General features: G+C 46.2%; 18 protein-coding genes. 10 read left to right on the top strand and 8 right to left on the bottom strand.

Features of this window, described 5'->3' with window-relative positions; translation table 11 throughout:
* Positions 1 to 1381 precede the first annotated feature (1381 nt).
* Positions 1382 to 3748, top strand: coding sequence for a hypothetical protein (locus HGH90_RS32220; RefSeq protein WP_410493673.1), 2367 nt, complete (start codon positions 1382 to 1384; stop codon positions 3746 to 3748).
* Between the two features lie 81 nt (positions 3749 to 3829).
* Here the strand turns inward: HGH90_RS32220 and HGH90_RS02340 are convergent, their stop codons facing one another.
* Complete coding sequence (locus HGH90_RS02340; protein WP_317166135.1) at positions 3830 to 4141, bottom strand: LamG domain-containing protein; 312 nt, start codon at positions 4139 to 4141, stop codon at positions 3830 to 3832.
* A gap of 312 nt (positions 4142 to 4453) precedes the next feature.
* Between HGH90_RS02340 and HGH90_RS02335 the strand changes: the two genes are divergently transcribed.
* Positions 4454 to 4879, top strand: coding sequence for a hypothetical protein (locus HGH90_RS02335; RefSeq protein ID WP_169190297.1), 426 nt, complete (start codon positions 4454 to 4456; stop codon positions 4877 to 4879).
* Between the two features lie 3 nt (positions 4880 to 4882).
* Here HGH90_RS02335 and HGH90_RS02330 read toward each other — a convergent pair whose 3' ends face one another.
* Positions 4883 to 5335 (bottom strand): macro domain-containing protein, encoded by a 453-nt coding sequence (locus tag HGH90_RS02330; RefSeq protein WP_168763396.1) that lies wholly within the window; start codon positions 5333 to 5335, stop codon positions 4883 to 4885.
* A gap of 195 nt (positions 5336 to 5530) precedes the next feature.
* On the opposite strand from HGH90_RS02330, the gene HGH90_RS02325 reads away from it, so the two are divergent.
* From HGH90_RS02325 to HGH90_RS31590, 4 genes are all read left to right on the top strand, one after another.
* The gene (locus HGH90_RS02325) at positions 5531 to 5836 is read left to right on the top strand and encodes a DUF493 domain-containing protein (RefSeq protein WP_168763395.1); all 306 of its coding nucleotides are present in this window, start codon (positions 5531 to 5533) and stop codon (positions 5834 to 5836) included.
* Positions 5837 to 5962: 126 nt separating this feature from the next.
* Positions 5963 to 6634, top strand: a complete 672-nt coding sequence (locus tag HGH90_RS02320; RefSeq protein WP_168763394.1) for a YceI family protein — start codon at positions 5963 to 5965, stop codon at positions 6632 to 6634.
* Positions 6635 to 6757: 123 nt separating this feature from the next.
* Positions 6758 to 7183, top strand: a complete 426-nt coding sequence (locus HGH90_RS02315) for an RDD family protein (RefSeq protein WP_169190296.1) — start codon at positions 6758 to 6760, stop codon at positions 7181 to 7183.
* A 45-nt stretch (positions 7184 to 7228) separates the two neighbouring features.
* Positions 7229 to 8002 (top strand): hypothetical protein, encoded by a 774-nt coding sequence (locus HGH90_RS31590; RefSeq protein WP_211172572.1) that lies wholly within the window; start codon positions 7229 to 7231, stop codon positions 8000 to 8002.
* 54 nt (positions 8003 to 8056) lie between these two features.
* On the opposite strand, the gene HGH90_RS02305 is transcribed toward HGH90_RS31590, so the two are convergent.
* The 6 genes from HGH90_RS02305 to HGH90_RS02280 all read right to left on the bottom strand — a co-directional run bounded on the left by HGH90_RS02305 (position 8057) and on the right by HGH90_RS02280 (position 18013).
* Positions 8057 to 9520 carry a RagB/SusD family nutrient uptake outer membrane protein gene (locus HGH90_RS02305; protein ID WP_169190295.1) on the bottom strand — a complete coding sequence of 488 codons (1464 nt, stop codon included), beginning with the start codon at positions 9518 to 9520 and terminating at the stop codon, positions 8057 to 8059.
* Positions 9521 to 9553: 33 nt separating this feature from the next.
* On the bottom strand, positions 9554 to 12967 hold the full coding sequence (locus HGH90_RS02300) for a TonB-dependent receptor (protein ID WP_211172571.1): 3414 nt from the start codon (positions 12965 to 12967) through the stop codon (positions 9554 to 9556).
* Positions 12968 to 13148: 181 nt separating this feature from the next.
* On the bottom strand, positions 13149 to 14240 hold the full coding sequence (locus tag HGH90_RS02295; protein WP_169190293.1) for a FecR family protein: 1092 nt from the start codon (positions 14238 to 14240) through the stop codon (positions 13149 to 13151).
* A gap of 60 nt (positions 14241 to 14300) precedes the next feature.
* Positions 14301 to 14897: an RNA polymerase sigma-70 factor gene (locus tag HGH90_RS02290; RefSeq protein ID WP_168763390.1), complete on the bottom strand. Its 597-nt coding sequence runs from the start codon at positions 14895 to 14897 to the stop codon at positions 14301 to 14303.
* A gap of 183 nt (positions 14898 to 15080) precedes the next feature.
* Positions 15081 to 15602, bottom strand: coding sequence for a hypothetical protein (locus HGH90_RS02285; RefSeq protein ID WP_169190292.1), 522 nt, complete (start codon positions 15600 to 15602; stop codon positions 15081 to 15083).
* Positions 15603 to 15694: 92 nt separating this feature from the next.
* A complete protein-coding gene (locus HGH90_RS02280; RefSeq protein ID WP_169190291.1) occupies positions 15695 to 18013 on the bottom strand; it encodes a GH92 family glycosyl hydrolase in 2319 nt (772 codons plus the stop codon).
* Between the two features lie 434 nt (positions 18014 to 18447).
* Here HGH90_RS02280 and HGH90_RS02275 point away from each other — a divergent pair, with 434 nt between their 5' ends.
* The 4 genes from HGH90_RS02275 (at position 18448) to HGH90_RS02260 (ending at position 25803) form a co-directional block, all read left to right on the top strand.
* On the top strand, positions 18448 to 19053 hold the full coding sequence (locus HGH90_RS02275; RefSeq protein WP_169190290.1) for an RNA polymerase sigma factor: 606 nt from the start codon (positions 18448 to 18450) through the stop codon (positions 19051 to 19053).
* Positions 19054 to 19131: 78 nt separating this feature from the next.
* On the top strand, positions 19132 to 20262 hold the full coding sequence (locus HGH90_RS02270) for a FecR domain-containing protein (RefSeq protein WP_169190289.1): 1131 nt from the start codon (positions 19132 to 19134) through the stop codon (positions 20260 to 20262).
* Between the two features lie 236 nt (positions 20263 to 20498).
* Entirely contained in the window at positions 20499 to 23885 is a 3387-nt protein-coding gene (locus HGH90_RS02265; RefSeq protein ID WP_248276959.1) for a TonB-dependent receptor, read from the top strand.
* A gap of 25 nt (positions 23886 to 23910) precedes the next feature.
* The gene (locus HGH90_RS02260; protein WP_169190288.1) at positions 23911 to 25803 is read left to right on the top strand and encodes a RagB/SusD family nutrient uptake outer membrane protein; all 1893 of its coding nucleotides are present in this window, start codon (positions 23911 to 23913) and stop codon (positions 25801 to 25803) included.
* Positions 25804 to 25820: the final 17 nt, after the last annotated feature.

Below are 25820 nucleotides of genomic sequence, written 5' to 3'. Positions count from 1 at the left end.
TCCCGTGAAAGATACTTTCCGCATGCTGGATTTTGATATGGGGACCGTGGGATATGGCATCCTCTGTACCTTTGACGGCTATGCGATCGGGATGTTCAATCTTACGGGCTGTAAAGGTTATCCGGAAGTGGCTAACTGGGGAGGGCAATCATTGCCTTATCTCGACCTGATCCCGGATTTTATGGATACCCGGTTCCTACAGATGCAATACCGGGAAAATGATAACCGGTCGCTGGATACTTTGTCAATGAGGAGCATATTGAGTCCATATAAATATGAAGCTATCCTCAATAAAACACCAGGCATCTTCCGAATCACCTATCCACACGAGTTTTCATTGATCGACTGGATTTATGTTGCCCTGGAATTGATGTCTGCTAAAAATGGTTATCGCACTAATAGTGAATTTGCCAGCGATAGGAGACTGGTGTTACCCATGGCCAGCTTCATGCCTTTCTTCTATGCCGATGGTTCCCGGGAGTATGTGATCATACCAGGGTTTTTCGGAGAAGATGGTAAGAATGAGCGCACCTTCAGCGACATTTATAAATTCGTGACAGACCTGATTGCGTTAGTTGTTAAGTATGTGAAAATCCTGCTGGCGGATCCTGCCCATGACCTCAATAAGTTGTTGCAGCAGTTGTACGCAGACCCGGAATATATCCGGCTTACGGCGGAATGGGATTTTTACAAGAAACATAAGCCCCAGCTGATGTTCCGCAATTTCTATCACCCGCTGGTATGTTATATCAAGAGCACAGTGTATAAAGGAGGATTGCCAGCTATTATGACTTATGAAGTACAGTCGAAGGTCAACAGTTTTAATTTTAATACGACCTATCAACCGCAGTCGCCTGTGGCAAAGCCTTATCCGGTAGAAAATATTGATTTTGATGCGGAAGGAAGTTATTCTTCCTATAACTGGGAATTGTTTTATCACCTGCCTTTCTTCATAGGCAACCAGCTGAGTCAGAACCAGCAATTTGAAGAGGCCCGGAAATGGTATCATTATATTTTTAATCCTATTGGAGGAGCCGGTGGCAGTGCTCCACAGAAGTACTGGATCACGAAACCTTTCCATGAGTTCTTTGATTATGTGAACCAACGTATCGATACTATCCTGACTGATATTGCCAGTGATCCTACCGGGACTGTTTATAAGGACCTGGTGAATGCTGTAGAAAGCTGGCGGGAAAATCCGTTTATGCCACATGAAGTAGCCCGTACCCGGCCACTGGCTTATCAGAAAGCGCTGCTCATGAAATACCTGGATAACCTGATTGCATGGGGCGACAACCTGTTTATGCAGAATACTATGGAGTCGCTCGTACAGGCAACGCAAATGTATATCCTCGCGGATAAGTTGCTGGGGCCAAAGCCCATGATCATTCCACCGGCGGTACCAGTTCCGGATGAAACTTACAACCAGCTGGAACTGAAGCTGGATGCTTTTAGCAACGCTATGGTAGACCTGGAGAACCTGGTACCTGACCTGAACCTGTTGCCACATAAGGGCGCAGAGCTGCCCACACCGCATAATACCGTGTCTTCCCTTTACTTCTGTATCCCGGCCAATGATCATTTGTTGTCTTACTGGGATACTATTGCAGACAGGTTATACAAGATCCGCAACTGTGAAGACATCAATGGGGTGCACCGTGTACTGGCATTATTTGCACCGCCAATAGATCCTGGTATGCTGGTGCGTGCAGCTGCAGCGGGGTTAGATATCAGTGCGGTGACAGCGATGCTCAATGCGCCACTGCCGTTGTATCGCTTCCATGTCATCTTGCAGAAAGCAACCGAGTTGGCAGAACAGGTAAAAGCTATGGGAGCCGCATTGCTGTCTGCCCTGGAGAAGAAAGACAACGAGGCATTGGCCCTGTTGAGAGCGGGCGAGGAAATAAAGCTACAGCAACAACTATTACTTATCCGGCAAACGCAGGTGGAAGAAGCTACACAGTCGATCGATGCCTTGCAGAAAACCAAAGCCATTTCCCAGAAAAAATTCGATTACTACAGCAGCCGTGACTTTATGAATGGATGGGAAATAGCCCAGGCTGGTATTTCTGCCGGTGCCATTATCTCTGAGATCGTAGCTACCGTATTGGATGCTACATCAGGCGGTACACATATGATACCTATTATTACTGGTGGGGGCGCCGGTTTTGGCGGATCGCCGGTAGTTACGGTATCTTTTGGTGGTAACAACGTAGGTAGTTCCACCGGGCAGTTTGGTACCCTGTTTCGCGGCATTGCTGGTATCCTGCATTCTACCTCTGGCCTGATTGGTAACATTGGCGCATACCAGCGCAGAATGGACGACTGGAACCTCCAGAAAGACCTGGCCAGCCTGGAAATGGCACAGGTAGACCAGCAGATAGTGGTGGCGAATATCCGTAAAGATATTGCAGTAAAAGAAACCACCACACAACAGTTGAGGATTCAACAGGCGCAGGAGGTGAATACATTTATGACCAGCAAGTATACCAATAAAGACCTTTATGCCTGGATGACCGGGCAGATCAGTACCCTTTATTTTCAATCGTACCAGCTGGCATTTGCCATGGCTAAACAAGCGGAACAATGCTATCAGTTTGAACTGGCGGCCGATAGTGATGTGATCCAGTACAACTATTGGGATACAATGAAGAAGGGACTCTTGTCGGGCGACCGGCTGCTGCTAGATGTAAAACGGCTGGAATCCAATTACCTAAAGAATAACCAACGTGAATTTGAGCTGACCAAGAATATTTCTATTGCTGCATTATCGCCAGAAGCCCTGATGCAGTTACGCAATACCGGTCAATGCGATATCAATATTCCGGAAATGTTGTTTGACATGGACTACCCGGGTCATTACCTGCGTCGGATCAAAGCCATTTCAGTAAGCATACCTTGTATCAGCGGTCCATTGGTGGCGGTATCCTGCACTTTATCACAGGTGAGCAATAGATACCGTAAGAATACACAGCTCAATCCGGCGGGGGCAGATGCTTATGATAAATACGTGGAAAAAGACGGCGGGGATGACCGATTTACGTACAACATTGGCGCCATCCAGTCTATTGCCACCAGCCACGCACAGAATGATACCGGGTTATTTGAACTGAATTTCCATGATGACCGATACCTGCCTTTCGAAGGCACCGGCGCCATTAGCTCCTGGCACCTGGAAATGAACGATCCGGCTTCGCTGGCACAATTCGATTACCAGAGTATCACCGACGTAATCATCCAGATGAGCTATACATCCCGGCAGGGCGGAGGGTTGTTCAAGAAGGAAACTACCGACTACCTGAAAATACTGTTCAAGAAGATCGTGGACAGTGTGCCGGTAGCGGGACTTTTCCGGATGTTTGACCTGAGGCATGAGTTGTCTGATAACTGGTATGCATTTATGAATGGCACCGGTACTTTCAGTGGTAGCCTTACCAAGGCGGGGTTACCGTATTTTACGCAGAATAACGCTATAAAGGTTACCATACAGAGCGTAGCCTTGTTTGTACTCACCAGCAACAGTGGTAACCTGATGGTATCTGTTAACGGCGCTGCCGCCCAGGCTATGACCAAGAATGCCAGTAAGTTTGGAAGCCAGATACAGCTGATAGACCCGATCAGCGTAATTACCGGGTCATTGAAGCTGCCCGGTGATCATATTGATTACAACTTTACCGTGCAGAACTTTAATGCCGTGAAAGGTACGATAGCAGGCGCCTGGCTGATTGTGAATTATACGATGGAGTAATGGAATCAACAGGTAAAAGCGTGATAAATGAAAACGCCCATGTAGCAACTGCATGGGCGTTTTCTATCCGAATAAACCAGGTTAGTTGTTCAGGTTCAGGAGCTGTTGTACTTCTGTAGCTGTCAATGTTCTGCCGTAGATACGGATTTCTTCCATTCCTCCTTTGACAAAATAGCCATTGGTAGGAGAATAGATATCATCGCGGCCAATATATAATTTAGCGGTAGCGGGGGCATTGGCAGGTAATACGCCGGTAGTTGTATTATCCAGCACACCATCGATATACATGGTTATTTTTTGCTGAACCAGGTCGTATATGCAGGTGACCATATGCCAGGAGCCGGTAGTGATCACTTTCGTGCTGTAGGCATTTTTGTTGCTTTCATAATTAATAAGTAGTGGGATGATTCAGTTCTGGTATTGGTTTAAAAAAAAGGGTTGTCAAATTAATTGTACAGCTACAGCATGTTTTATATGACGTCATATATACTTACAAAAGTATGCAAAGGAAGTGTACGCCTGAAGTTTAAAAAAGGCTAGTAAAGTTGAAAATTGAAAGGAAATTGCCGGTGTCCAATGATTTTGAAACGATTATTATTAAAAGCTATCTTGAAAGAATATTTTGTGTGATAACTTTATAGGAGTGAAGGGTATTACAGGGGAAAGAAGGGGTGTTGTTTTTTCATACTAAGGATATTTAACGCTATGACAGATTTATGGAAATTACAGCGGGATACTGCTTTTGTGAAACATGCTGAGAGCAAAAGCCTGTTGGTAGGCAGCCTGTATGAAAATGGTTATTTATTTCATTTAGCTACCAAAGAAGTCACTTATATCAATTGGTTCTACGGAAATCCCACTTGCGCCATGATCAGCGACGATGAGCAATGGGCCGTAATTGGTGGAGGAGAGCTATTAACTGTTTGGAAGAACCAGGCTATCTTCGATATTGCCCTGGCATGGCCTTACGATATGCGTCAATCCGGCCCCGGAATAGTGCATGTATTAACTGATCCATGGATGGAAGATGCGGCCGTTTGGGAGCTGCATATAGCTACGCTTGACGTACAAAAGGTAAGAGACTTCCGGGAATATATCGGTAAAGCATATACGGAGCTGATTATTTGGTAGTGTTTATCCTTTGAAATTCTCTACCACAAATAATGCTATATCCGGGTAGGCGGCTGCTTGCTTGTCAATTACCTGTTTTACATCGTCCCAATCCAGCTTTCCCAGGCCGGCACCGATTTTTGGGAGCGCAATTTTGTCAACGTGGTTTTCTTTTGCCAGCCAGAGCATTTTTCCGAGGGAGGTTGCTACTGCTTCGATAGTTGCTTTAGTCGTCCAAGACTGCTGTGTACCAAGATTGAATACCATACCTCCGCCATAATTATGCATAAAAACGTCTCCGGGAGTAAATTGCTTATTACGGCATAATTGCTTGTACTCCTGGTACATCTTAGGGAATTTTTCTTTGAATGTAACGGCAATTCCTTTGCCCATAGCGCCTGCGCAATTACACCCGTGTGCATAGTTGTTGACGCCGGGAATGAGGAAGATATCTCCTTCGTTGATATAAGTAATCATGGTGTGATGATGATGGGGGTTAAACGGTGTGCAAGATACTGTTTTTTGTACGACAATAGCCGGTACAAATAATGCTGGTTACTAAGAGGCAGGGATGTTAGCGTGGGACTGATGTGAGAGATAATCTCCCTCAGAGGCCGTAAGAATGTTTTTTTAAGCTAATTTTGCCAGTTAACGCAGCTAAACAGGTACAATATGTCAATAGATGAAAATAAAAATGCCAGCTTAAACGGAGATCCATATGAAAATTTTCGTTCATTACTGCAGCAATCCATCGTATTCCCTACTGAGTATACTTTTAAGTTCATCATAAAAGCAGAAGCCGATAAGATCAGCGCATTGAAATCTATGTTCGAGGGTACGGGTGCCCGCCTCACAGAGGCCAGTTCTTCCGGCGGAAAGTATAAGTCATTTACGGTACAGGTGCAGGTGCAGGATGAGGAGGAAGTGATTGCCTACTATAAGGAGGTATCCAGGATCGATTCGGTGATTATGCTCTAAACAGGCTTCTTGAGGATAGTAATGTAAAAGAATTGTTATAATATTGATATTTTTCAATGTGTTGTAACATGCTTTAAATTAAAACCCCTAATTTCGATGGCTTATACATAGTTTTAATTTAAATTTATGAAGCAAACAGTACCTGCATTTATCCTGCTGGCCACTTTGGCAGCATGTGGCGGTGCTTCTACCGACCAGGCGAAGACCGAAGAAAAGAAAGAAGCAGCTGTAGCCTCCGGCACAGCCTATGCAATCGACACCACCACTACAACCGTTCAATGGCGTGCTACCCACAAAGGTGGATTTGCGCCACGCTTTGGCACAATCAAAGTAACAGATGGTAGTCTTAACGTGGAAAATGGCGCTGTTACCGGCGGTAGCTTTAATGTAAACCTGGCTGCCCTGGCTGTAGATCCGGCATCCATTACCGAACCAGACAAGAAAGCATCTGACCTGGAAGGTCACCTGAAAAGCGGCGATTTCTTCGACGTAGCCAAGTATCCATCAGCAAAATTTGTGATTACCGGCATAGCTCCTTACGACAGTGCTAAACAAAAAAGCCTGCTGCCTGGCGCTACTAACCTGATCAGCGGTAACCTTACCCTGAAAGACAGTACACTGAACATTACATTCCCTGCACAAATCACCGTAGCGGCTAACGATGTAACTGCTACTGCAAAATTTGTGATCGACAGATCTGCCTGGGGTATCAGCTACAAAACAGAAGGGAGCCCAGAAAACTGGATGATCAGCAAAGATGTTGAAATTGGTTTCAACCTGAAAGCAGCTAAAAAGTAAGATACTTCAGTATAAATCATTTACAAAAAGAGCCTCGCAGAAATCCTGCGAGGCTCTTTTTGTAAAGAAGGTGATTACTGCATTTTTTCTTATTTTACATGCCTAATCCCCTATATTATCACTATGGAAGACATCCTTTTATTAGAACCCGAAGTCGAAAAAGAATACCCACTATTAGGTGCCAGAGTACAATCGACTTTTATTGACCTGCTCTTTATCGTTTTGTTGATGTTCATTTTCGGCACCTTACTGGAACAAGTAGGAGAAGTACCGGATGGGGTACGGATCGGCTTATTTGTTTTCGTATGGATTGTGTACGAGCCATTGTTTACCACGTTGGGAGCCACTGTCGGCAACTATATCAAAGGTATCCGCGTACGACAGCATTATAATACTAAGAGGCGCCTGCCATTTCACAAGGCATTGCTCCGCTACCTGGTAAAGTTTTTCCTCGGCTGGGTATCTTTTTTAACAATACATACCAACAAGGAAAGAAGAGCGATTCACGACCTGTTATCAGGTAGTGTGATGACATTCCGGGAGAAGTAGCAGGACTGTTGTCGCCACTTTAGTATATATTATTATAAATTGACAATGAAAGAAAAAGATATTGATTGTCTGATTATTGATCTCGGAAAAGCGTTATTGACTAATGAAGAATTGTTTGAGGAAAGGGCCAGACAGGAAGCTGAAAACATCGGCATTGATGATTTAGCATACCTCCGTCAAAAGCTGCATCAGCCTCCCGAGGTTCCCCTGGATATTAATAGACAACAACTTGGGCTGGGAGCGTGGTTGTTGGTTTGTCAATATACTATCTTTGAGCTTGTTTATCAGTTAGATGTAAAGGCTCTACATTGGCTTAAATCAATAGCCTTTGGAGAATATGACTGGACACAGGCAAATGCAATGGAAGTAATTTACAGGCTTTATATTGATGGTAAAGTTCCAGTAGATATAATAACCGAGATAGAGGCTAACTTGGGTAAGATGAGGTATGAGACACTTTTATATCTGGCGCAGGGACTAAATAAAAGGAAGGAACGAGATCATAGATTTCATGGACTTATCAGGCAAATTAAGAATATTGATTTCTACGAAGCATTAACTGAACTAAACCTGCATAACCCCATGACAAGAGCAGAACTAATTGGCCTGGGGAACAGAATAATTACTGCCGACGGAAGCGAAGAGGAAATACAGCAGCTGATGGAAATATTCGACAGGAATGTACCCTATCCCGATGGGAGCAGTTTGTTCTTTTATCCCGAAAATTATAATGCCCGGGTAGATGACATATCTGTCTATGAGCCTACTGCTGAAGAAATAGTCGATAAATGCTTAAGCTATAAACCCATTAACGGGTAACATTATTTAATAGCGATGGATATACTGGAGAGTACATCCATCGCCATTTTTTTATCAGTTAGATCCTTCGTTCTGCGTAATCTTCGTTTTATTAATGTCTATCTGGCTTTGCGGAATAGGAAATACCAGGTTCTGTTGAGTAACAGGGTTTACCAGGTTTATCTGGGCTGACTTCCCATTAAGAACAGTGATAGCGCGGTCTGTTCTTACCAGGTCGTACCAGCGCAGGTTTTCAAATGCAAATTCCACTCTTCTTTCATGCTCCATGGCGAGCCGGAATGCGGCCTGGGTAGGAACGTCTGTCGCGGTAAGACTTACCAGCCCGGCACGGTTACGTACGTTATTGAGATAGGTAAAAGCATCGCCGCCAGCTACGTAGCCAGCCTCGTTCAAACATTCTGCATACATCAGTATCACATCTGCATAACGGATGACCGGAATATTATTTCCATTATCATTGGCCATGGCGGGTACATCAAAATATTTCTTCACGAAGTTACCGGGGATGGTAGCGCCGCTGGCATTAACATAGGAAGTAGCAATGGTGGCTGCTTTTCGCTGATCGCCCGCTTCATAGTCATTTACCAGGTCGTCGGTAGGCGTATTATTCCCGCCCCCACCAAACATGATTACTGCATTGCCGGAGTTTTGCGGTGCAAATGAATTGGGCCATGGGTTACCTTGCCCTACGCCGCCTGACCGGTACTGCACATCAAAAATGGCTTCTTTATTGTTTTTGTTGCTCACTTTGAAGAAGTCTGCATACACAGGCACCAATGCATATTGGCCCTGGCCAATTACGGCTTTTAGTTGTTCCGCCGCAGGAGCATATTTCTTCTGCGTCAGCAATACACGGCCCAAAATAGCCCTGGCAGCGCCTTGCGTGGCCCGTCCTGCGTCTGCCCCGGTATAGGAAACCGGTAATGCGGCGATAGCGTCTGTAAGATCCTTTTCTATTTGAGTATATACTTCGGCCTTGGGATTTCTGCCATATTGGTACCCTTCATCCGGGTTGGTGATCTCTTTTAATACCAGTGGCACATCTCCAAATGTGCGAACGAGATTAAAATAAAAGAGGGCGCGGAGAAACTTAGCTTCCCCGACATACCGGGCTTTCAGCGTATTGTCCATTGCAATAGGGTCAATGCGCCCGATAATGGCGTTGCAGCGGGCAATGGAAGTGTAACTGTTGCTCCAGCGGTTGTTGATATACGGATTGGTGGTGCGGATATAAAAGCGGTCAAATTCATCCTGGTCAGTCACAGAGCCGGAAGCGACGGGGAGGGAGTTATCAGACCTGATTTCTCCAAAAATATAACTGTCTACTCCATAAGTACCTCCTGTTCGCAGGGCGTTATAGGCGCCGCTGACGGCATTCTTAAAGTCTTCGGCTGTCTTGTAAAAGTTATCGGTGGTAACAGCGGATACCGGCTTCAGGTCTATAAAGCCTTTGCCACAAGACGACAACATAAGCGCAAGTAATGCTGTCTTGTATATAGTGCGATGATTGAATCTCATGATACGTCAATTTTTTGTAGTGGAAACGGTACATTAAAAGCCAACGTTGATACCAAAGGTCACGGTGCGAGCCAGCGGATAGCTGCCATAATCAACCCCACCGGTAAGCGGTCCTTCATAATTACTTACTTCAGGATTATAGTTCAGGTATTTGGTCCAGGTATAAAGATTCTGTACCGAAGCGTATATGCGTAACCGTTGTAGCCGGATACGGTCGGTAACAGGCTTAGGTAACCTATAGCCCAGGCTTATATTCTGGATACGCAGATAAGATCCATCCTCTACCCAGCGGGAAGATACCGCATTGTTGTTGCCGGTGGTACGTCCATTGGCCCGTGGTACTTTACCATTACCTGGTTCTTCCGGAGAACGCCAGCGGTCCAGCGCCAGGGTGAGGTTGTTGCCTCCGCCTTCCAGGTTATCAAAAAAGCGGCGGCTCAGGTTGAGGATCTTACCGCCCTGTGTACCCTGTATGGAAATGGCCAGATCAATATTTTTATAAGAGAAGATATTGTTCATGCCATAGATAAAGTCTGGCTGATTATTACCAATCAGGGTCCTGTCTTTCGCGTCTATGATTCCGTCTTTATTTACATCTTCATATTTCACATCGCCAGGCCGGGTGGTGTTGTCATGCGGATTGGTATGCAGGTCGGCTGCATCTTTGAAAATACCCAGCTGCCGGTAGCCGTAAAAACTTCCAATAGGCTGGCCAATCATGGTGATATTGGTTTCTCCCACGCCGCTGCCACTGAGGATAGGGTCGCCTGTGGGACCTAACGCCAGTACTTTATTCCGGTTGAACGACAAGTTGGCGCTGGTATTCCAGGTGAAAGCACCCGTGAGATTATAACTCGTTACCCCAAACTCAAATCCTTTGTTGCTCATTTTGCCGATGTTTTTAACAGCCGTGCTAAAGCCGGTCAGCGTGGGTACATTTACAGAAAGCAACAAGTCTTTGGTGAGGCGGTCGTAATAGTCAACGGTGAGTGAAATCCTGTTTTGTAGCAGGCCAATATCCACGCCCAGATCCAGTTGTTGGTTACGTTCCCAGCTCAGGCCGGGATTGCCGAGGGTGCTGATAGCAAGACCCGTAGCAATATTATTGTAAAAGCTATAGTTGGTGGAGCCCACGTTTCCTGCATATGGGTAATAGTTATTGGAGGCATTGGAGCTGGAGATATTAAACGCATTATTGCCGGAAAGACCGTAGCTGGCGCGCAGCTTTAGCTCCGATAGCACCGGCAGATTTTTCATAAATGGTTCTTCTGTTACTCTCCAGCCGGCAGATACGGCCGGGAATGTACCAAACCTGTTATCGGGGCCAAAGACAGAAGAGCCGTCGCGACGCACCGATACTTTCAACAGGTATTTGGCCTTATAATTATAGTCTATCCTGGCAAAGTAAGACACCGTAGCATTTTCCATGGTCTGGGAAGTGACGGATGCTGGTTGTCCTGCGGCATTCAACGTTTGTACGATATCATTGGCGAAGGTATTACCTACTGCCTCGGAAGATTGGTATTGTAATTTATTGGATTCGGTGCCAGCCAATATTTCCAGGTTGTGTACTTTATTGAAGGATACATCATAGCTCAATACCTGGTTCACCAGCCAGCTGATGCCCTGTTCTGAAAATGCTCTTCCCACCGCGGCAGTAGGGGGTAATAGCTGGTTCAAAGGCATCTTTGATGTAGTATAGGCATTTCTCCTGTTCTGATAAATATTGGCGTTGCCGGAAACCCGGTATTTGAGGTTGGGAAGAAATTTATATTCCGCGTAGGCATTGGACAGTAGGTTGACTTCCTGGAAGGGACTATTGTATTCTGTGATGTTGGCTACCGGATTCGTGATCCCTGGCAGGTTGTAAGGTGCGGCGAGGGCTGTTTGGGAAGAATAGCTGCCATCGGCGCTATAGACAGGCGCCATAGGGATGGCATTGAGTGCAGCATTGATGATGCCGTTGTCTGCCCAGTGCCCATCAGATTTAACCTCCTGCGTTATTTTGTAAGAAGGGTTGATGTTCACCCCGATGGTGAGCTTTGGCGCGGCTTTAATATCCACATTGGCCCGCAAGGTGTAGCGATCCATGGTTGATTTCCGGATGATGCCATCCTGTTTCAGGTAACCTGCGCTCACAGCATACTGCACATTTTCAGTACCACCGGTAGCGGAAAATTGGTAATTGCTGATAGGGGCTGTCCGGAAGATAAGGTCCTGGTAGTTGTTATCCGGTAGTGCAGCCACTTTTGCGGGATCATCAAAATTAAACCAATCAAAAAGATCTCCGCGGGGATACCGGTAACGCAGGAAGTTGGACGGTCTTGCGCTGTTGGGGTCGGATACCTGGGCGCCGGGTACATTGTCGAGATACGCGTTGTTGGCGGCATCTTTGGAGAATGCGGCATATTGTTGCGAGTTCAGCATATCCAGTTTTTTAGTGACCTGCTGAAACCCAGTGTACACATTCAGTCCCAAGGTTGTTTTGCCGGGGCGGCCTCTTTTCGTAGTGACGAGGATCACCCCGTTGGAGCCGCGGGATCCGTAGATCGCCGCAGAGGAGGCATCCTTCAGCACATCAATTTTGTCAATTTCTTCTGCATCCAGCAAGCCGAAGGCGGAGGCAGACACGATGTTGCCATCTACTACGATCAGGGGACTGGTGCCTGCAGAGATAGAGCCGAAGCCCCTTACCTTGATAGCGGGCGTTTTGCCGGGACTACCGGAATTTTGTTGCACCACCACACCGGCTATTTTGCCTTGCAGGCCGGAGGCTACGTTTGAAACGGGCATATCCCTTAGATCCTGCATGGGAACCGATGCGATGGCGCTGGTAACGTTTTGTTTTTTCTGCGTGCCGTATCCAACTACAACTACGTCATTGAGGTTGCTGGATACCGCTACCAGTGTGACGTTGAGCGTAGTTCTACCGGTAAGTGGTTGCTCCTGTGGGGCAAACCCGATATAGGTAAACAGCAGGATATCATTGGAAGACCGGACATTCAGCTTGTAACGCCCTTCGGCATTGGTGGTAGTGCCGATAGCCGTCCCTTTAATGTTGATGCTTACACCAGGCAGGGGCTGATTACTGTTGTCTGTTACCAGCCCGGTAATGGTTACCTGTGATTGATCTGCGGCTTCGTTGGTTTTTACCGGGGAGATAACGATCAGGTTATTTTCCATTTGCTGGTAGCGCAGCCCGGAATGCTCTAATAGCTTGTTGAGGGCATCAGCCACCCTAGCGTTCTTCACGGAGAAGTCCATTTTTTTTGTCAGACAGGAGAGATCATAATTGTAAAGAAAACGGACTTTGGCTTTTTTCTCAATAACATTCAGGATGGTGCGCAACTCCACCTGCTCAAAGCTGGCGGTAATGTTTTGGCTGAATAGTTTTGTAGCATTAACCTGGGAAGCTGTAAGAATGACTAAAAAAGAGGAAAGCTTCATACACAGAAGGAATTTAAGCACACGTGGCATCATAACCCCACTGATTGGGGGGGCGTTTTTTTTCATAACTTTACATTTATGGTTTAAGGAGAAGAAACCCGTTGATTTTCCCGATCGGAGGTTTCTGAAACATTAGACTTCATCGGGGAATGTTTGCCGCATTTCCCGTTTTTTTTTGCTGCTACTTGTAAATATTTACTTCATTATTAGTGATTTTAAATGTGAAAGGAAGCGATAGCTGAAGCGCTGACAGCACGTTATTGAGACTTTCATTTTCAAATTTTGCGTGGAACCGGTATCCTGCTATCGTGTCGTCATGAAAAACGATCCTCACATTGAACCATCTTTCCATTTCATCAGATATCTCCCTGAAATTTTCGCCGTCAAACACCAGTTTATTATAAACCCAGGCTGTTTCCACCATCGAAGTATCTGCTGTATTTTTTGCGAGACGTTGAATCACCATCCCTTCGGGAACCGCGACAGACCCCGGTTGGCCGGCAGCAGGCGTTGTTTGTTGCGGCAGCCTGTGAACGACCACTTTTTCGTGTGGATGCAGCAGCACCTCCTGGTGTTGTGCTTGGGTTCCGGATACCTGCACCAGGCCGCTGATCAGTGTGGCGACCGTTTTATGATCTTCCGGGTAACATTTCACATTGAAGGCTGTACCTAGTACCCGGATGTTGATGTCGCGAGTGCGCACAATAAAAGGATGCTCCGGATTTTTAGCAATATCAAAATAAGCTTCTCCTTCTAGTTCCACCTCCCGGACAGAATCTATGAAGTTGGCAGGGTAACTGAGCCGGCTCCCGGAATTGAGCCATACCACGCTGCCGTCGGGGAGTAACAATCTCGATTTGGCCCCCGGCTTGGCAATGGTTTCTATACGGTTGGCCATAGCGGTAGGGGACAGGTACCCTGTTCGGGTTATTATCCACCAGGAAAGAACTGTCAATCCCGCGAGGGCTGCGGCAATGGAAAGGCGACGGATTATCCTGTAACGTGAACGGCTATGGTAAGTTGGCCCCGCTACGGGCTCCCCGGGCATTTCACCGCTGGCAGCATCCAGCACCTGGCGGAAATGTGCTTCGGGGTCTGCATTTTCATCGGCCGCCGGCAATACGGGCGTGGACCAGTAATCAGCCAGGAGTGAAAGGAAATAGGCATCTCCCGGATGCGCGGATAAAAGCGCGTCCAGCTCCTTTATTTCTTCCGGAGAGGCCTCTCCGGATAGTTTTCTGGCGATTAGTTGGGCAATCCTGTCGTTATGCATTGGAACCTTAGTTAACTATACAGACAGGGAAATGTGGAGATGACCTTAAAGGAATTGAAATTATTTTTTGACGGCTTTTTTCGGGAAGGCGGTAAAATGGGCCTGCACTTTTTCCGATATACGTTTCACCGCAATGACCATCTGAGCATCTACCGTATTCACCGACAGGTGGAGGATGTCGGCTACATCCTGGTACCGGAGACCATCTTCCCGTACCAGTTTAAAAATCATTTTACACCGGGGTGGGAGCGCTTCCACCGCCGCCGTAATCCGGTGCATCAGTTCTGTACTGATCATTTTTTCATCCGGCGCCTCGTTATGGCTCAACGTAATATCGATATGATTGAATGGTGCTGTTATTTGGCGGTGGGCTTTGGAAGAAAGGTAATTAAGGGCGCTGTTTTTTACAGCGATATAAAGATATACGCGGATATTAGCAATGGCCGGCGCCTTTTCCCGTTGCCGCCAGAACCGGATAAATACATCATCCACTATTTCTGCTGCTGCTTCCCTTACCTTAACGATAGAATAGGCAAACTGGTTAAGTCTGGGCGAATAGTATTGAAACAGCCAGCGGAACGCTTGTTCATCGCCCTTTCCGATTTGCTGAAGCACTGCAAGAGGTTCCTCATTATCGTGAAGTGAAGTATGCTGCATGCAATCGATTGTCAATATTTGATTGATAATATAAAAATTCATCCCGTTTTCCGGAAAACCAAAATACATTGTTTTAATTTAGGAACAAACAGGAAAGTTTAGGTTGAGCAGGGGATGGGCGCTGATCAACATAAATACCAGCGCCAAACGGGAAATCGGGGCGGTCAAACAATGACTACTGCTTTATATTTTTTCGATGAGACTAATATCAATGCCCTGGAAGCAGTCATCCATACAGCCATTCTCTATATACCCACAACTGGATATCATTCCATTATTCTCCGCTCTAAAATAGGTTTTGGCGTTACTGCGCTTTATCAACCACCGCTCTTTCGCCGCCCGGTATATTTCATCTAACGTTTGAGGAGGATAGGCATCTCCATGTGAACCTACTTTACTTTCGTCTTCCGTCCACTGCAGGTATACCTCACGCTGACCCGGGAGGCTGTCAATCCGGCGTGTGCCGGTAAAGCTGCGTTGTACCACTTTCCCTTTTTTAACGGTAATAACCGTTTCCGTACTAAACCCGGTCCAGGAGTAAAAGTTAACGACATAACGGTAGGAGTTGCCCGATGCTGCTTTGAAGTTCATCCAGGATTGTACGCTGGTATTAAAATCGTTTTCATAAGCGATGTCACTTTTCTTGCAGGAAATAAAGAAGACGCTGGTAAGTAACAGTAGAAATAGGTAGATGTTTGCTTTCATACAGAAGGTTTATCTGGTTAAACGGATGAAAGCGGATAATGTTACTGGATAACTACATCTACTGATCTCTGCTATGCATCGCTATCAACTATTCACTTCGACCCCCAGTTGCGATTGGGCTCGGGGCTCAATGTTAACTCCAATGTACCACCATTACGCAGCACGTTATGATCCAGCCAACTCTTTTCATAAGTCTTTCCATTTAGTTTAGCCGATTTAATATATTTATTTTCAGGAGCGTTGTTGATTGTTTTTATAATGAATTTTTTACCACTGGCATACTTACTATCCAATTGAATAGTAATGGTATCAAATAAAGGGGTACAGATCTGATAGCGGTTGTCGCCGGGACATAAAGGATGTATCCCTATTGCTGCTAAAACATACCAGGCCGACATTTGACCAACATCTTCGTTACCCACCAAACCCTTCTCGGCTGAATTATGATATGCTTTTTCACAGATAGTTCTGGCCCATTTTTGGGTTAGCCAAGGTCGTCCCATTGCATTGAACATAAATGGTACGTGATGTACAGGTTCATTTGCATGGTTGTAATAATTGTTCCATAACATGCTATCGGGAGTCTTTTCAAAAAAGTTCTCCAGATCGGCCAGGGCTTTGTCATTGCCTCCTAATAACGCGGTCAGCCCTTCTATATCATGTGGTACAAACCAGCCCTGCTGATAGGGGTTGCTTTCAACGCACCCGTATGATTGTTCCAACCTACCTGCTGTTGGCCATGCTGACCAATTACCTTTCGCATCCTTTGGCCTAAACCAGCCAACAGAAGTATCGAATACGTTGTTATAATCTTTTGACTGACTGATTAATTTCTTATAGTCTTCCTGCTTACCTAGATCCTGGGCCAATTGTGCCAGGCACCAATTATCGTAGGCATTCTCTAGTGTACTTGAGATGTCTCCGGGGGTGTAACCTAATTGACCGTTACCCAGTCGCTGCATGGTATTGCCTGCAAATTCATAGGCCTTTGCTACATCATAATCACGGATACCTTTCATATAGGCGTCTGCTAATACCACCACTGCGGGGTTGCCTATCATACAACCGCTGTAGGCATTTAGAAATTCCCATCGCTCCAGGTATTTGGTTTTGTTCTCTTCTGCCAGCTCCACCAGCGAATTGATCATGTCGTTAACTACGCGAGGGTTAATGATAGTTTGTAGGGGCATTTGACTGCGGAATACATCCCATCCACTAAATATAGTACGTTTGGTAAACTTGCTGGTGTGATGAATATTCCCATCTCCCCCCGGGTAATTTCCATCTACATCAGTAAAAGAGCGGGGATCAATCATGCTGTGATATAAAGCGGTATAGAAGATTACTTTTTGTTCAGCTGTTCCGCCACTTATTTTTATCTTACCTAAAGCATCATTCCACATTTGCGTGCTTCTGTCAGCTATCGCGTTAAAATCCCAATCGGTAATCTCCTGCTGCAAATTCTTCCGGGCACCTTCCATACTCACAAATGAAATACCTGCTTTCAGCAAAACTGGTTCCCCCTCGCTCGTATTAAATGTGGTATAAAATCCAAGATGCTTGCCTTGTTTTTCATTACATCCCGTTAAAATATTTGCATGGGCTGTTAATGATTGAAAATCTGTACTTTCTATGGCTTCCCTTTTGCGGTTTGCATTTGGGGCGATGGCTACTTCCCAAATGCCATAATTTTTCAGCGGTTTGCTAAACTCCGCGTAAAAGTAAACGGTGTAATTGGGCTTTCCATCTCCATTTCCCCATCCACCACCGGAAGGGTCGCATTTCATCCAGCCGGTAATGGCGTGATCATTCACTACTTTAACATATTGTTCGGTAGAGGTGCCACCTACTCTTCTGGCCAGGTCAATTTGTATACGCGATTGCTTATTGGCAGGAAATGTAAATCGCATGATACCACCATGGGGAGATGCTGTCATTTCTGCCCTGATATTATAGTCTGTCAGCTTCACAGAATAATATCCTGCCTTAGCCTGCTCTGTTGATTTGTCATAGTAAGAGCGATATCCTTTGATACCGTTTTCCTCTTTACCGGAATTCGTTTTTAATGGGCCTGTGGTTGGCATTACCAAGAAATTTCCCAAGTCACCATACCACCCAATTCCGCTCATTTGTGTAAACGCAAATCCTTCAATTGATTTATGTTCATAGCTATAGCCAGAACCATTATCTCCCCCGGTTATGGTATTCGGGCTGAGTTGCGTTAATCCAAACGGGGTTGTGGCCCCAGGGAAAGTCTTTCCCCCGCCATGAGCAGAGGCAGCTATTTTTGTGCTGGTTGTGGCTCCAATAAATGGGTTTACGTATTCGGCTGGTTGCTTTTCCTGCGCTGCACCTAGCAAAGGGATTGAACAGCAAAGGGCTGCGAAATGAAACTTAAGTTTGTAAATCATATTTGGAACCTTTTTGAAAAATTTGAGGGCGGCCAATTAACGAATCGATCTCTCGGTTTGCTTACGTCAATGACCGGTTGAAAGTATTGAAAATATTTATTAACTGCAATTAATGAACATCAAAGCAGTTTCCCTGGCTATTAGAAGCAACCAGAAATTCTTTCCCCAAATAGTAAATTTCACAACGATGTTATCAAATTCCGATGCTTTTTTGACCAATAAAAACTACATAGCCTCTTTTTTAACAGGCTATCAAAAAGTCAGAATTTGACGAGACGTACATTGGTATTGACTTTAAGGAAATTAAGAGCATAGTCACTGCCATTTATTTTTGACGCTGGTATCTTATACCCGCCAACCCACCACTCCCTACGAGAATAAATAATCCTTACTTTTAGCGCCATCACGTTGTTGAAGGAAAATTTTGAGCTAGCATGATCGCGTCAAACACCCTGCCCATTTGTAGTTTCCAGACTTTGCTCCTGGTGGCCGGTGGAGATGAAGCCGCCTTCCGGCAGATGTTTGATATCTATGCAGATAGAATTTATGGCGTTGCCTATACTTATACCAAATCACCGCAGTTGTCGGAAGAGATCGTGCAGGATGTTTTTGTTAAGATATGGCTAAAAAGGGCCACTTTGCCTGCCATCAGGAATATGGCAGATTATATCTTTATTATTGCGCGCAACCGGATTATCAATGAGCTACGTCGTTTACGGGTGGAAAAAGATTATCTCAGGCAACTGTTATCTGAAGAACCCGACGGTCTCAGATCACCCGAAAGCGAATATGTACTGAAAGAATCCCGTAGCCTTATTGCCAATGCTATCAATAGCCTGCCGCCTCAGCAGAAAGTGGTATACCAGCTCAACCAGCTGCAAGGACTCAAGCTGGGCGATGTAGCGCTGCAACTGGGATTATCCAGGAATACCGTCAGAAACCACTTGTCACGCGCCCTGCAATCTATCCGGGAATATCTCCATGAACACTCTGATGAACAAACCATTCTTTTCGTAATAATTTTTTTCTCATTACACTAATTCCCACTGGTACATTTTCAATAATCAGGTGTCTTTATATCTTGAACCAGTTACAACAGCACTGGTGATGCAAGTAATATGCAACGATTTCGCAGTATAATAAAGGCATACCTGGACGGCAAGATGTCGGCGGAAGAGTTATCGAAGCACCTGGCGGCCCATGATGAGGAGCTGCATACAGAGATGCAGGAGCAGCTCGAATCCGGTATGGCTGATGGATTGACCAGTCCGGACAGCCGGGAGGCTATGTTTACCCGTGTAATGGAATCGGTGAAAGAGAAGGAGCCAGGCAAGATCGTTTTTTACAAGCATTGGTTAAAGGTGGCTGCTATATTGCTTCCGCTGATAGCCGTGGCAGGTTGGTGGTATTACCGCAGCGACATGCATCCTGCTAAAATAGCGCAACACCCTCTCGTTGTTACACCCAAAAAGAAAGTGATCCTTACCTTATCAGATGGCACCGCCGTTGAGTTGGATAGCTCGGGCAACGGGATGGTGGCCAGGCAGGGGAATACGCTGGTATTAAAACAGGGCAACGGACAGGTGGTGTACCAGCCGTCGTCTGAAAAGAGCAGTGAAGTATTATATAATAAGATATCGACACCCAAGGGGGAAACGTTCCAGGTAACGCTCCCGGACGGCAGCACGGCCTTACTGAACGCCGCCTCCTCTATTCGTTTTCCCATCGTGTTTTCAAAAAACGACCGGGAGGTAGAGATTTCCGGGGAGGTATATTTTGAGATAGAAAAGTCTTCCACACCATTCCATGTGAAGGCCCCGGGAACAGAGATACAGGTACTCGGTACAAAATTTAACGTAAATGGATATACGGATGAAAAAGCCCTCAAAGTAACCTTATTGGAAGGCGCAGTAAAAGTGGCCGGCGGAAAGGATAACGTCCTGCTGCGGCCCGGTCAGCAGGCTATACTAACAGGCGATGGCGCCAATGTAAAAGAGCATATCGACCTCGATGAAGTGATGGCCTGGAAGAAGGGGAATTTTGTTTTCAACAGCCTAACCCTGCCTGAAATTATGCGCCAGATTTGCCGTTGGTACGATGTGGAAGTATCTTATGAAGGACCAATAAGCCAGAAACGTTTTACAGGTATCGTGGGTCGCAACGACAGTATTGCAGAAGTACTCGATTTTATGCAAACAGCCGGAATCAAATATAAAGTGAACAACAGGAAAATAGTTCTAATACCATAATAAATATCACCAAAATCCGCCCTTAAAAAAAACGCCCTGTGTGCGAGACAGGACGTTGCTATAAGGGCAAACTGTCCGGAATATCGTCCGGATAAGGAGTGCTATGCACATAACTCTCTATTTATTTACCCTCATCCACTCATTTGAAAATGAGTAGCTGCAAAAACAAATGTATGAATTTAAGAGGACATTTCCGTGCCCATCCACGATGTAAAACAATCACAAAACTATTGTTGATGATGAAGTTTACCGCATTTAGCCTGCTCTGTTTTTGCATGCAGGCCAGCGCCATAAGTTTCGGCCAGAGCGTTACCTTATCAGGGAAAAATGTATCGCTGAAAACGGTGTTAAAGGAAATCAACCGCCAAACCGGGTACCGTTTTTTTTACGAAGACGACCTGTTAAACAATGCTGCGGGGATTAACATCGATGTACGTAATGCCCCGCTGCCGGATGCCTTGAAAAACTGCTTTAAAGGGCTACCATTAACGTACCTGATTTCAAAAAACAGGATTATTATCACTGCGGTAGAAACCCTGGGAAAAGATTCCCTGTCGGCCGCCGCACCAGCGGCGATTGAGATAACCGGGGTGGTAATGGGCGACGATGGCCTGCCATTGCCAGGGGCAACGGTTAAGCTGAAGGGTACTGCCAAAGGCGTTACCACCGATGCTTATGGCCGTTTCTCCATCCAGGCGCCGGCTATCGGGGCAACGCTGACTGTATCGTTTATCGGGTATGAATCACTGGATGTAACAGTGCGTTCCACCGGTCCAATGCGCATCATACTGAAGCGACTGGAGTCTAAAGTAGATGAAGTCGTAGTAGTCGCGCAGGGAAGACAGAAGAAAACAGAGGTAGTAGGCGCGGTAACTTCTATTAAACCATCAGAATTAAAAATCCCCAGCAGTAACCTGACCAACGCGCTGGCAGGCAAACTGGCCGGTATCATCGCTTACCAGCGCAGCGGCGAACCGGGATTTGATAATGCCGATTTCTTTGTCAGAGGGGTTACTACCTTTGGCTACCGGAAATCGCCCCTCATCCTCATCGACAATATTGAGGCCACCAGCACAGACCTCGCACGGCTGCAAGTGGACGATATCGCCAGCTTTTCCATTATGAAAGATGCCACCGCCACCGCACTGTATGGATCTAAAGGCGCTAATGGCATTATATTAATCACCACCAAAGAAGGTAAGGAGGGCGCTGCAACGGTTTCGTTCAGGGCGGAAAATTCCGTTTCCCGCTCCACCCAAAACGTACAGCTGGCAGATCCTATTACTTATATGGAACTGGCCAATGAAGCCGTGCTCACCAGGAACCCTCTCGGAGGCCTGCTATACCCGAAAGATAAAATTGAAAATACTAAGAATGGTGTCGATCCGGTAATATACCCGGCAACTGACTGGCAGAAAATGTTGCTGCGTAACTCCGCACTCAACCAACGTTACAACCTGTCGGTAAATGGTGGCGGGAAAGTAGCCCGCTACTACGTAGCCGGCGCTATGAACCTGGATAACGGGATACTGAAGGTAGACAAGAAGAGTAACTTTAACAGCAACTCCAAGCTCAAATCCTATTCTATCAGGAGTAATGTCAACATCAACCTGACGCCCTCTACCGAAATGATTGTACGTATCTCCGGTAGCTTTGACGACTATTCCGGTCCTATCAATGGAGGAACGGACGTCTATAACCAGATCATGCAATCGAACCCTGTATTGTTTCCGGCTTATTACCAGCCTACTGAAGAAACAAAGTACGTACGGCATATCATGTTTGGCAATTCCGCTGACGGGAAGTACAATAATCCCTATGCGGATCTGCTAAAAGGATATAAACAATTTAACCGGTCGGCCATCAATGCACAACTGGCGCTCAACCAGAAGCTGTCTTTCATTACAGAAGGACTCTCGGCGCGTGGACTGGTGAATATCCAGCGCAACGCCTACTTCTCTCTCTCCAGGCAGTATAATCCTTTTTATTATGTAGCCTATAATTACGACTATGTAACCAAAGGCTACTCCCTGAAAGCGATTAACCAGGAAGCCGGCCAGTCGCAGGCGCCCGCCGGCACGGAGTATCTCAACTATTCAGAAGGTGATAAAACGCTGTCATCCGACTTTTACGGTGAACTGGCACTGGACTATCGCAGAACATTTAATAAAGTGCATGGCGTGAGTGGTACCCTGGTGGGCATCGCGAAAAACAGCCTTACCGGAAACGCCGGCAGCCTCCAAAACTCCCTGCCATTCAGGAATGTAGGGCTATCGGGCCGTGCCACTTACCTGTATGATAACCGGTACGCGGCGGAGTTCAACTTCGGCTACAACGGGTCAGAACGGTTTTATAAAACGCATCGCTTCGGCTTTTTCCCATCAGCCGGGGTAGCGTATACTGTATCCAATGAAAAATACTGGGAGAACCTGAAGAATGTTATCACCAAGCTTAAATTAAGGGCTACCTACGGCCTGGTAGGTAACGATGCGATCGGTAAACCGGAAGACCGCTTCTTTTATTTGTCTAATGTAGATATGAATAGTAAGCTTAGAGGAATGACCTTCGGTACCCTGAAAGATTACAACCTCTCCGGTATCGATATTTCCCGGTATGCCAACAACGATATTACCTGGGAAAAGGCTGCAAAAACCAATATCGGTTTCGAGACCTCTTTCTTTGATCGTTTGAACATGGAGGTAGATGTATATAGCGAGAAAAGATCCAACATCCTCATGCCCCGTACCTCCATTCCCACCACCATGGGCTTGTCGGCAGGGCTGAGCGCCAACGTGGGTAAAGCGTCTGCACATGGTATAGATATAGCGCTGGACTACTCACACCAGATCACGCGGAAATGGTGGGCCAAAGCCATGGCCAACTTTACCTATGCCACCAGTCGCTTTGACGTGTACGAAGAGCCGGCTTACCCGGAAAAGAATAAATCACACGTAGGTCACTCCCTGGGACAGCAATGGGGATACATCGCAGAAAGGTTGTTCGTGGATGACCTGGACGCAAAAAATGCACCGAAACAAAACTTCGGTATATATGGCGGGGGAGATATTAAGTACCGCGATGTGAATGGCGACGGACAAATCACGGAGCTGGATATGGCGCCTATTGGTTTCCCCACTACTCCTGAAATCGTGTATGGTTTTGGTATATCCTCCGGTTATGATCGTTTCGACTTTAACATTTTCTTCCAGGGATTAGGCCGCGAATCTTTCTGGATTGATTCCAAAGCAACTTCTCCCTTTATAAACGATCAACGCCAGCTGCTGAAGGTATGGGCGGATAATCACTGGAGTGAAGATAACCAGAATATCTATGCGTTGTGGCCCCGGCTTAGCACCAGCCTTATCGATAACAATAACGAAACCAGCACCTGGTTTATGAGAAACGGCGCCCTGCTCCGTATTAAATCGGTAGAAATCGGGTATACGTTGCCTACTCCAATGATGAAAAGACTACGTCTTACCAACGCCAGGTTTTACCTGAATGGGACCAACCTTTTCACTTTCAGCAAATTTCACCTCTGGGATGTGGAAATGGGCGGTAATGGTTTAGGATATCCTATCCAACGGGTGTTTAACGCGGGTGTGACCTGTTCATTTAAATAGCAATTAGCAACAGAAAAAAATGAGTATGAGGACTATAAAGATAATGCTACTGGGAATGATCATCCTTTGCAGTAGTGCCTGTAAAAAATTCCTGGATGTTATCCCGGACAATGTGGCTACACTGGATCAGGCGTTCCAGATGCGTGCCACTGCCAAGAAGTACCTGTTTACCTGTTATTCCTATCTGCCCATGTTGGGTAGTGTTTCCCAGAATTATACTTTCCTGGGATCGCGGGAAATTGCTACGCCCTATCCGGGTTCCCAGGCGCCTGGTGTGCCGGAATCAATAATGCAGCTTTGTTACGATTATCAGAACATTGTAACCCCCATTGCTAACTACTGGGATGGCGAAAATGGAGGAGTGGCCATGTACACCGCTATGCGTACCTGCAATATATTCCTGGAGAATATTGGTAAGGTGCCTGATATGACGGAAGTGGAAAGAAAGAGATGGATTGCCGAAGTAAAAGTATTAAAAGCTTATTATCATTTCCTGATGATGCGGATGTATGGTCCCATTCCCATTATGAAGGTGAACATCCCGGTATCGGCCGATGTAGAGGCGGTGAAGGTAAAACGGGAGCCAGTAGATGATGTAGCCAACTACATTGCGCAATTGGTAACTGAAGCAGTACCGGACCTGCCACCCACCATCACTAACCAGCGGGAAGAGCTGGGACGTATCACGGCGCCCATTGCCCTCGCTATTAAAGCGTATGCACTGACACTGAATGCCAGCCCGCTTTTTAACGGTAATGCGGATTATGCCGGATTGAAGAATAAAGATGGCAAGGCACTGGTAAACACCGCAGCGGATGTATCGAAGTGGCAGAAGGCGGCAGCAGCCTGCCAGGAGGCTATCACAGCAGCTAACAGCGCCGGGTTCCAGTTGTATCATTTCGAAAAACCTTTTGATCTCAATACCATCGGAGATACCACCAAGACATGTATGGATATCCGGTGCGCGATTACCGATGACTGGAACCAGGAATGTATATGGGGTTTCCCTCAATCCACGACCTCAGAATTACAGCGGGAATGCGCACCCAGGAACGATGTTTATTCCTATACCTATGCTTTATGGGCGGCTAACATGAATGCTTGTGAAATATTTTATACCGGTAATGGCGTGCCCATCGACGAAGATATTGACTGGGATTACGCCAATCGATATACGAAGTTAGTCACCATCCCTGCCGGTATGCGCAGCATCTTAAAACCTAACTATACCACTTCTTCTTTTAACGTGAACAGGGAGTATCGTTATTATGCTGACCTGGCGTTTGACGGCTCTTCTTACTTTATGAAGCAGCGGGCCAATGAAGACAACCTGTTGTATATAAACACCATGTGGGGCTCTTCTTCCGCTAATTCATTGTCGAGGTATTCCTTTACCGGTTACTGGCCCAAGAAACTGGTTAGCTGGAAAACATCGGGCGATGGAGGTTCCTATACCGCAGATGCCTATACCTGGCCAGCCATCCGTTTAAGTGCGCTCTACCTGATGTATGCAGAAGCGCTCAATGAATCGGAAGGCCCATCGGCCAAAGCGTATCAATATATTGATGCGGTACGGGGCCGGGCAGGACTGGCCGGCGTAGTGCAATCATGGGCCGCACATTCGAGGAATGCTACGAAACCCTCTACAAGGGAAGGATTGAGAAGTATTATCCAACAGGAAACCATGATCGAATTTATTTTTGAAGGAGAAAATTATTGGAACATGCGCCGCTGGAAACGCCTGGACCTCATGAACAGAGCAGTTACCGGTTGGGATGTTACGCAAAGCACGCCTGCGGCATTTTACAAGGTAAGGTCCATTTACCAGCCACATAATACTTATAAGGATTTCCTGGCCCCGATCAAGGAGGAGAACCTGTATGTAAATCCTAATCTTGTTCAAAACCCCCTGTGGTAGCTTACCTGGATCTATTA

This window comes from Chitinophaga sp. Ak27, assembly GCF_012726295.1.
Classification (GTDB): domain Bacteria; phylum Bacteroidota; class Bacteroidia; order Chitinophagales; family Chitinophagaceae; genus Chitinophaga.
Note: the sequence above shows the minus strand (reverse complement) of the source record. Positions and strands in the feature narration are given on the sequence as shown.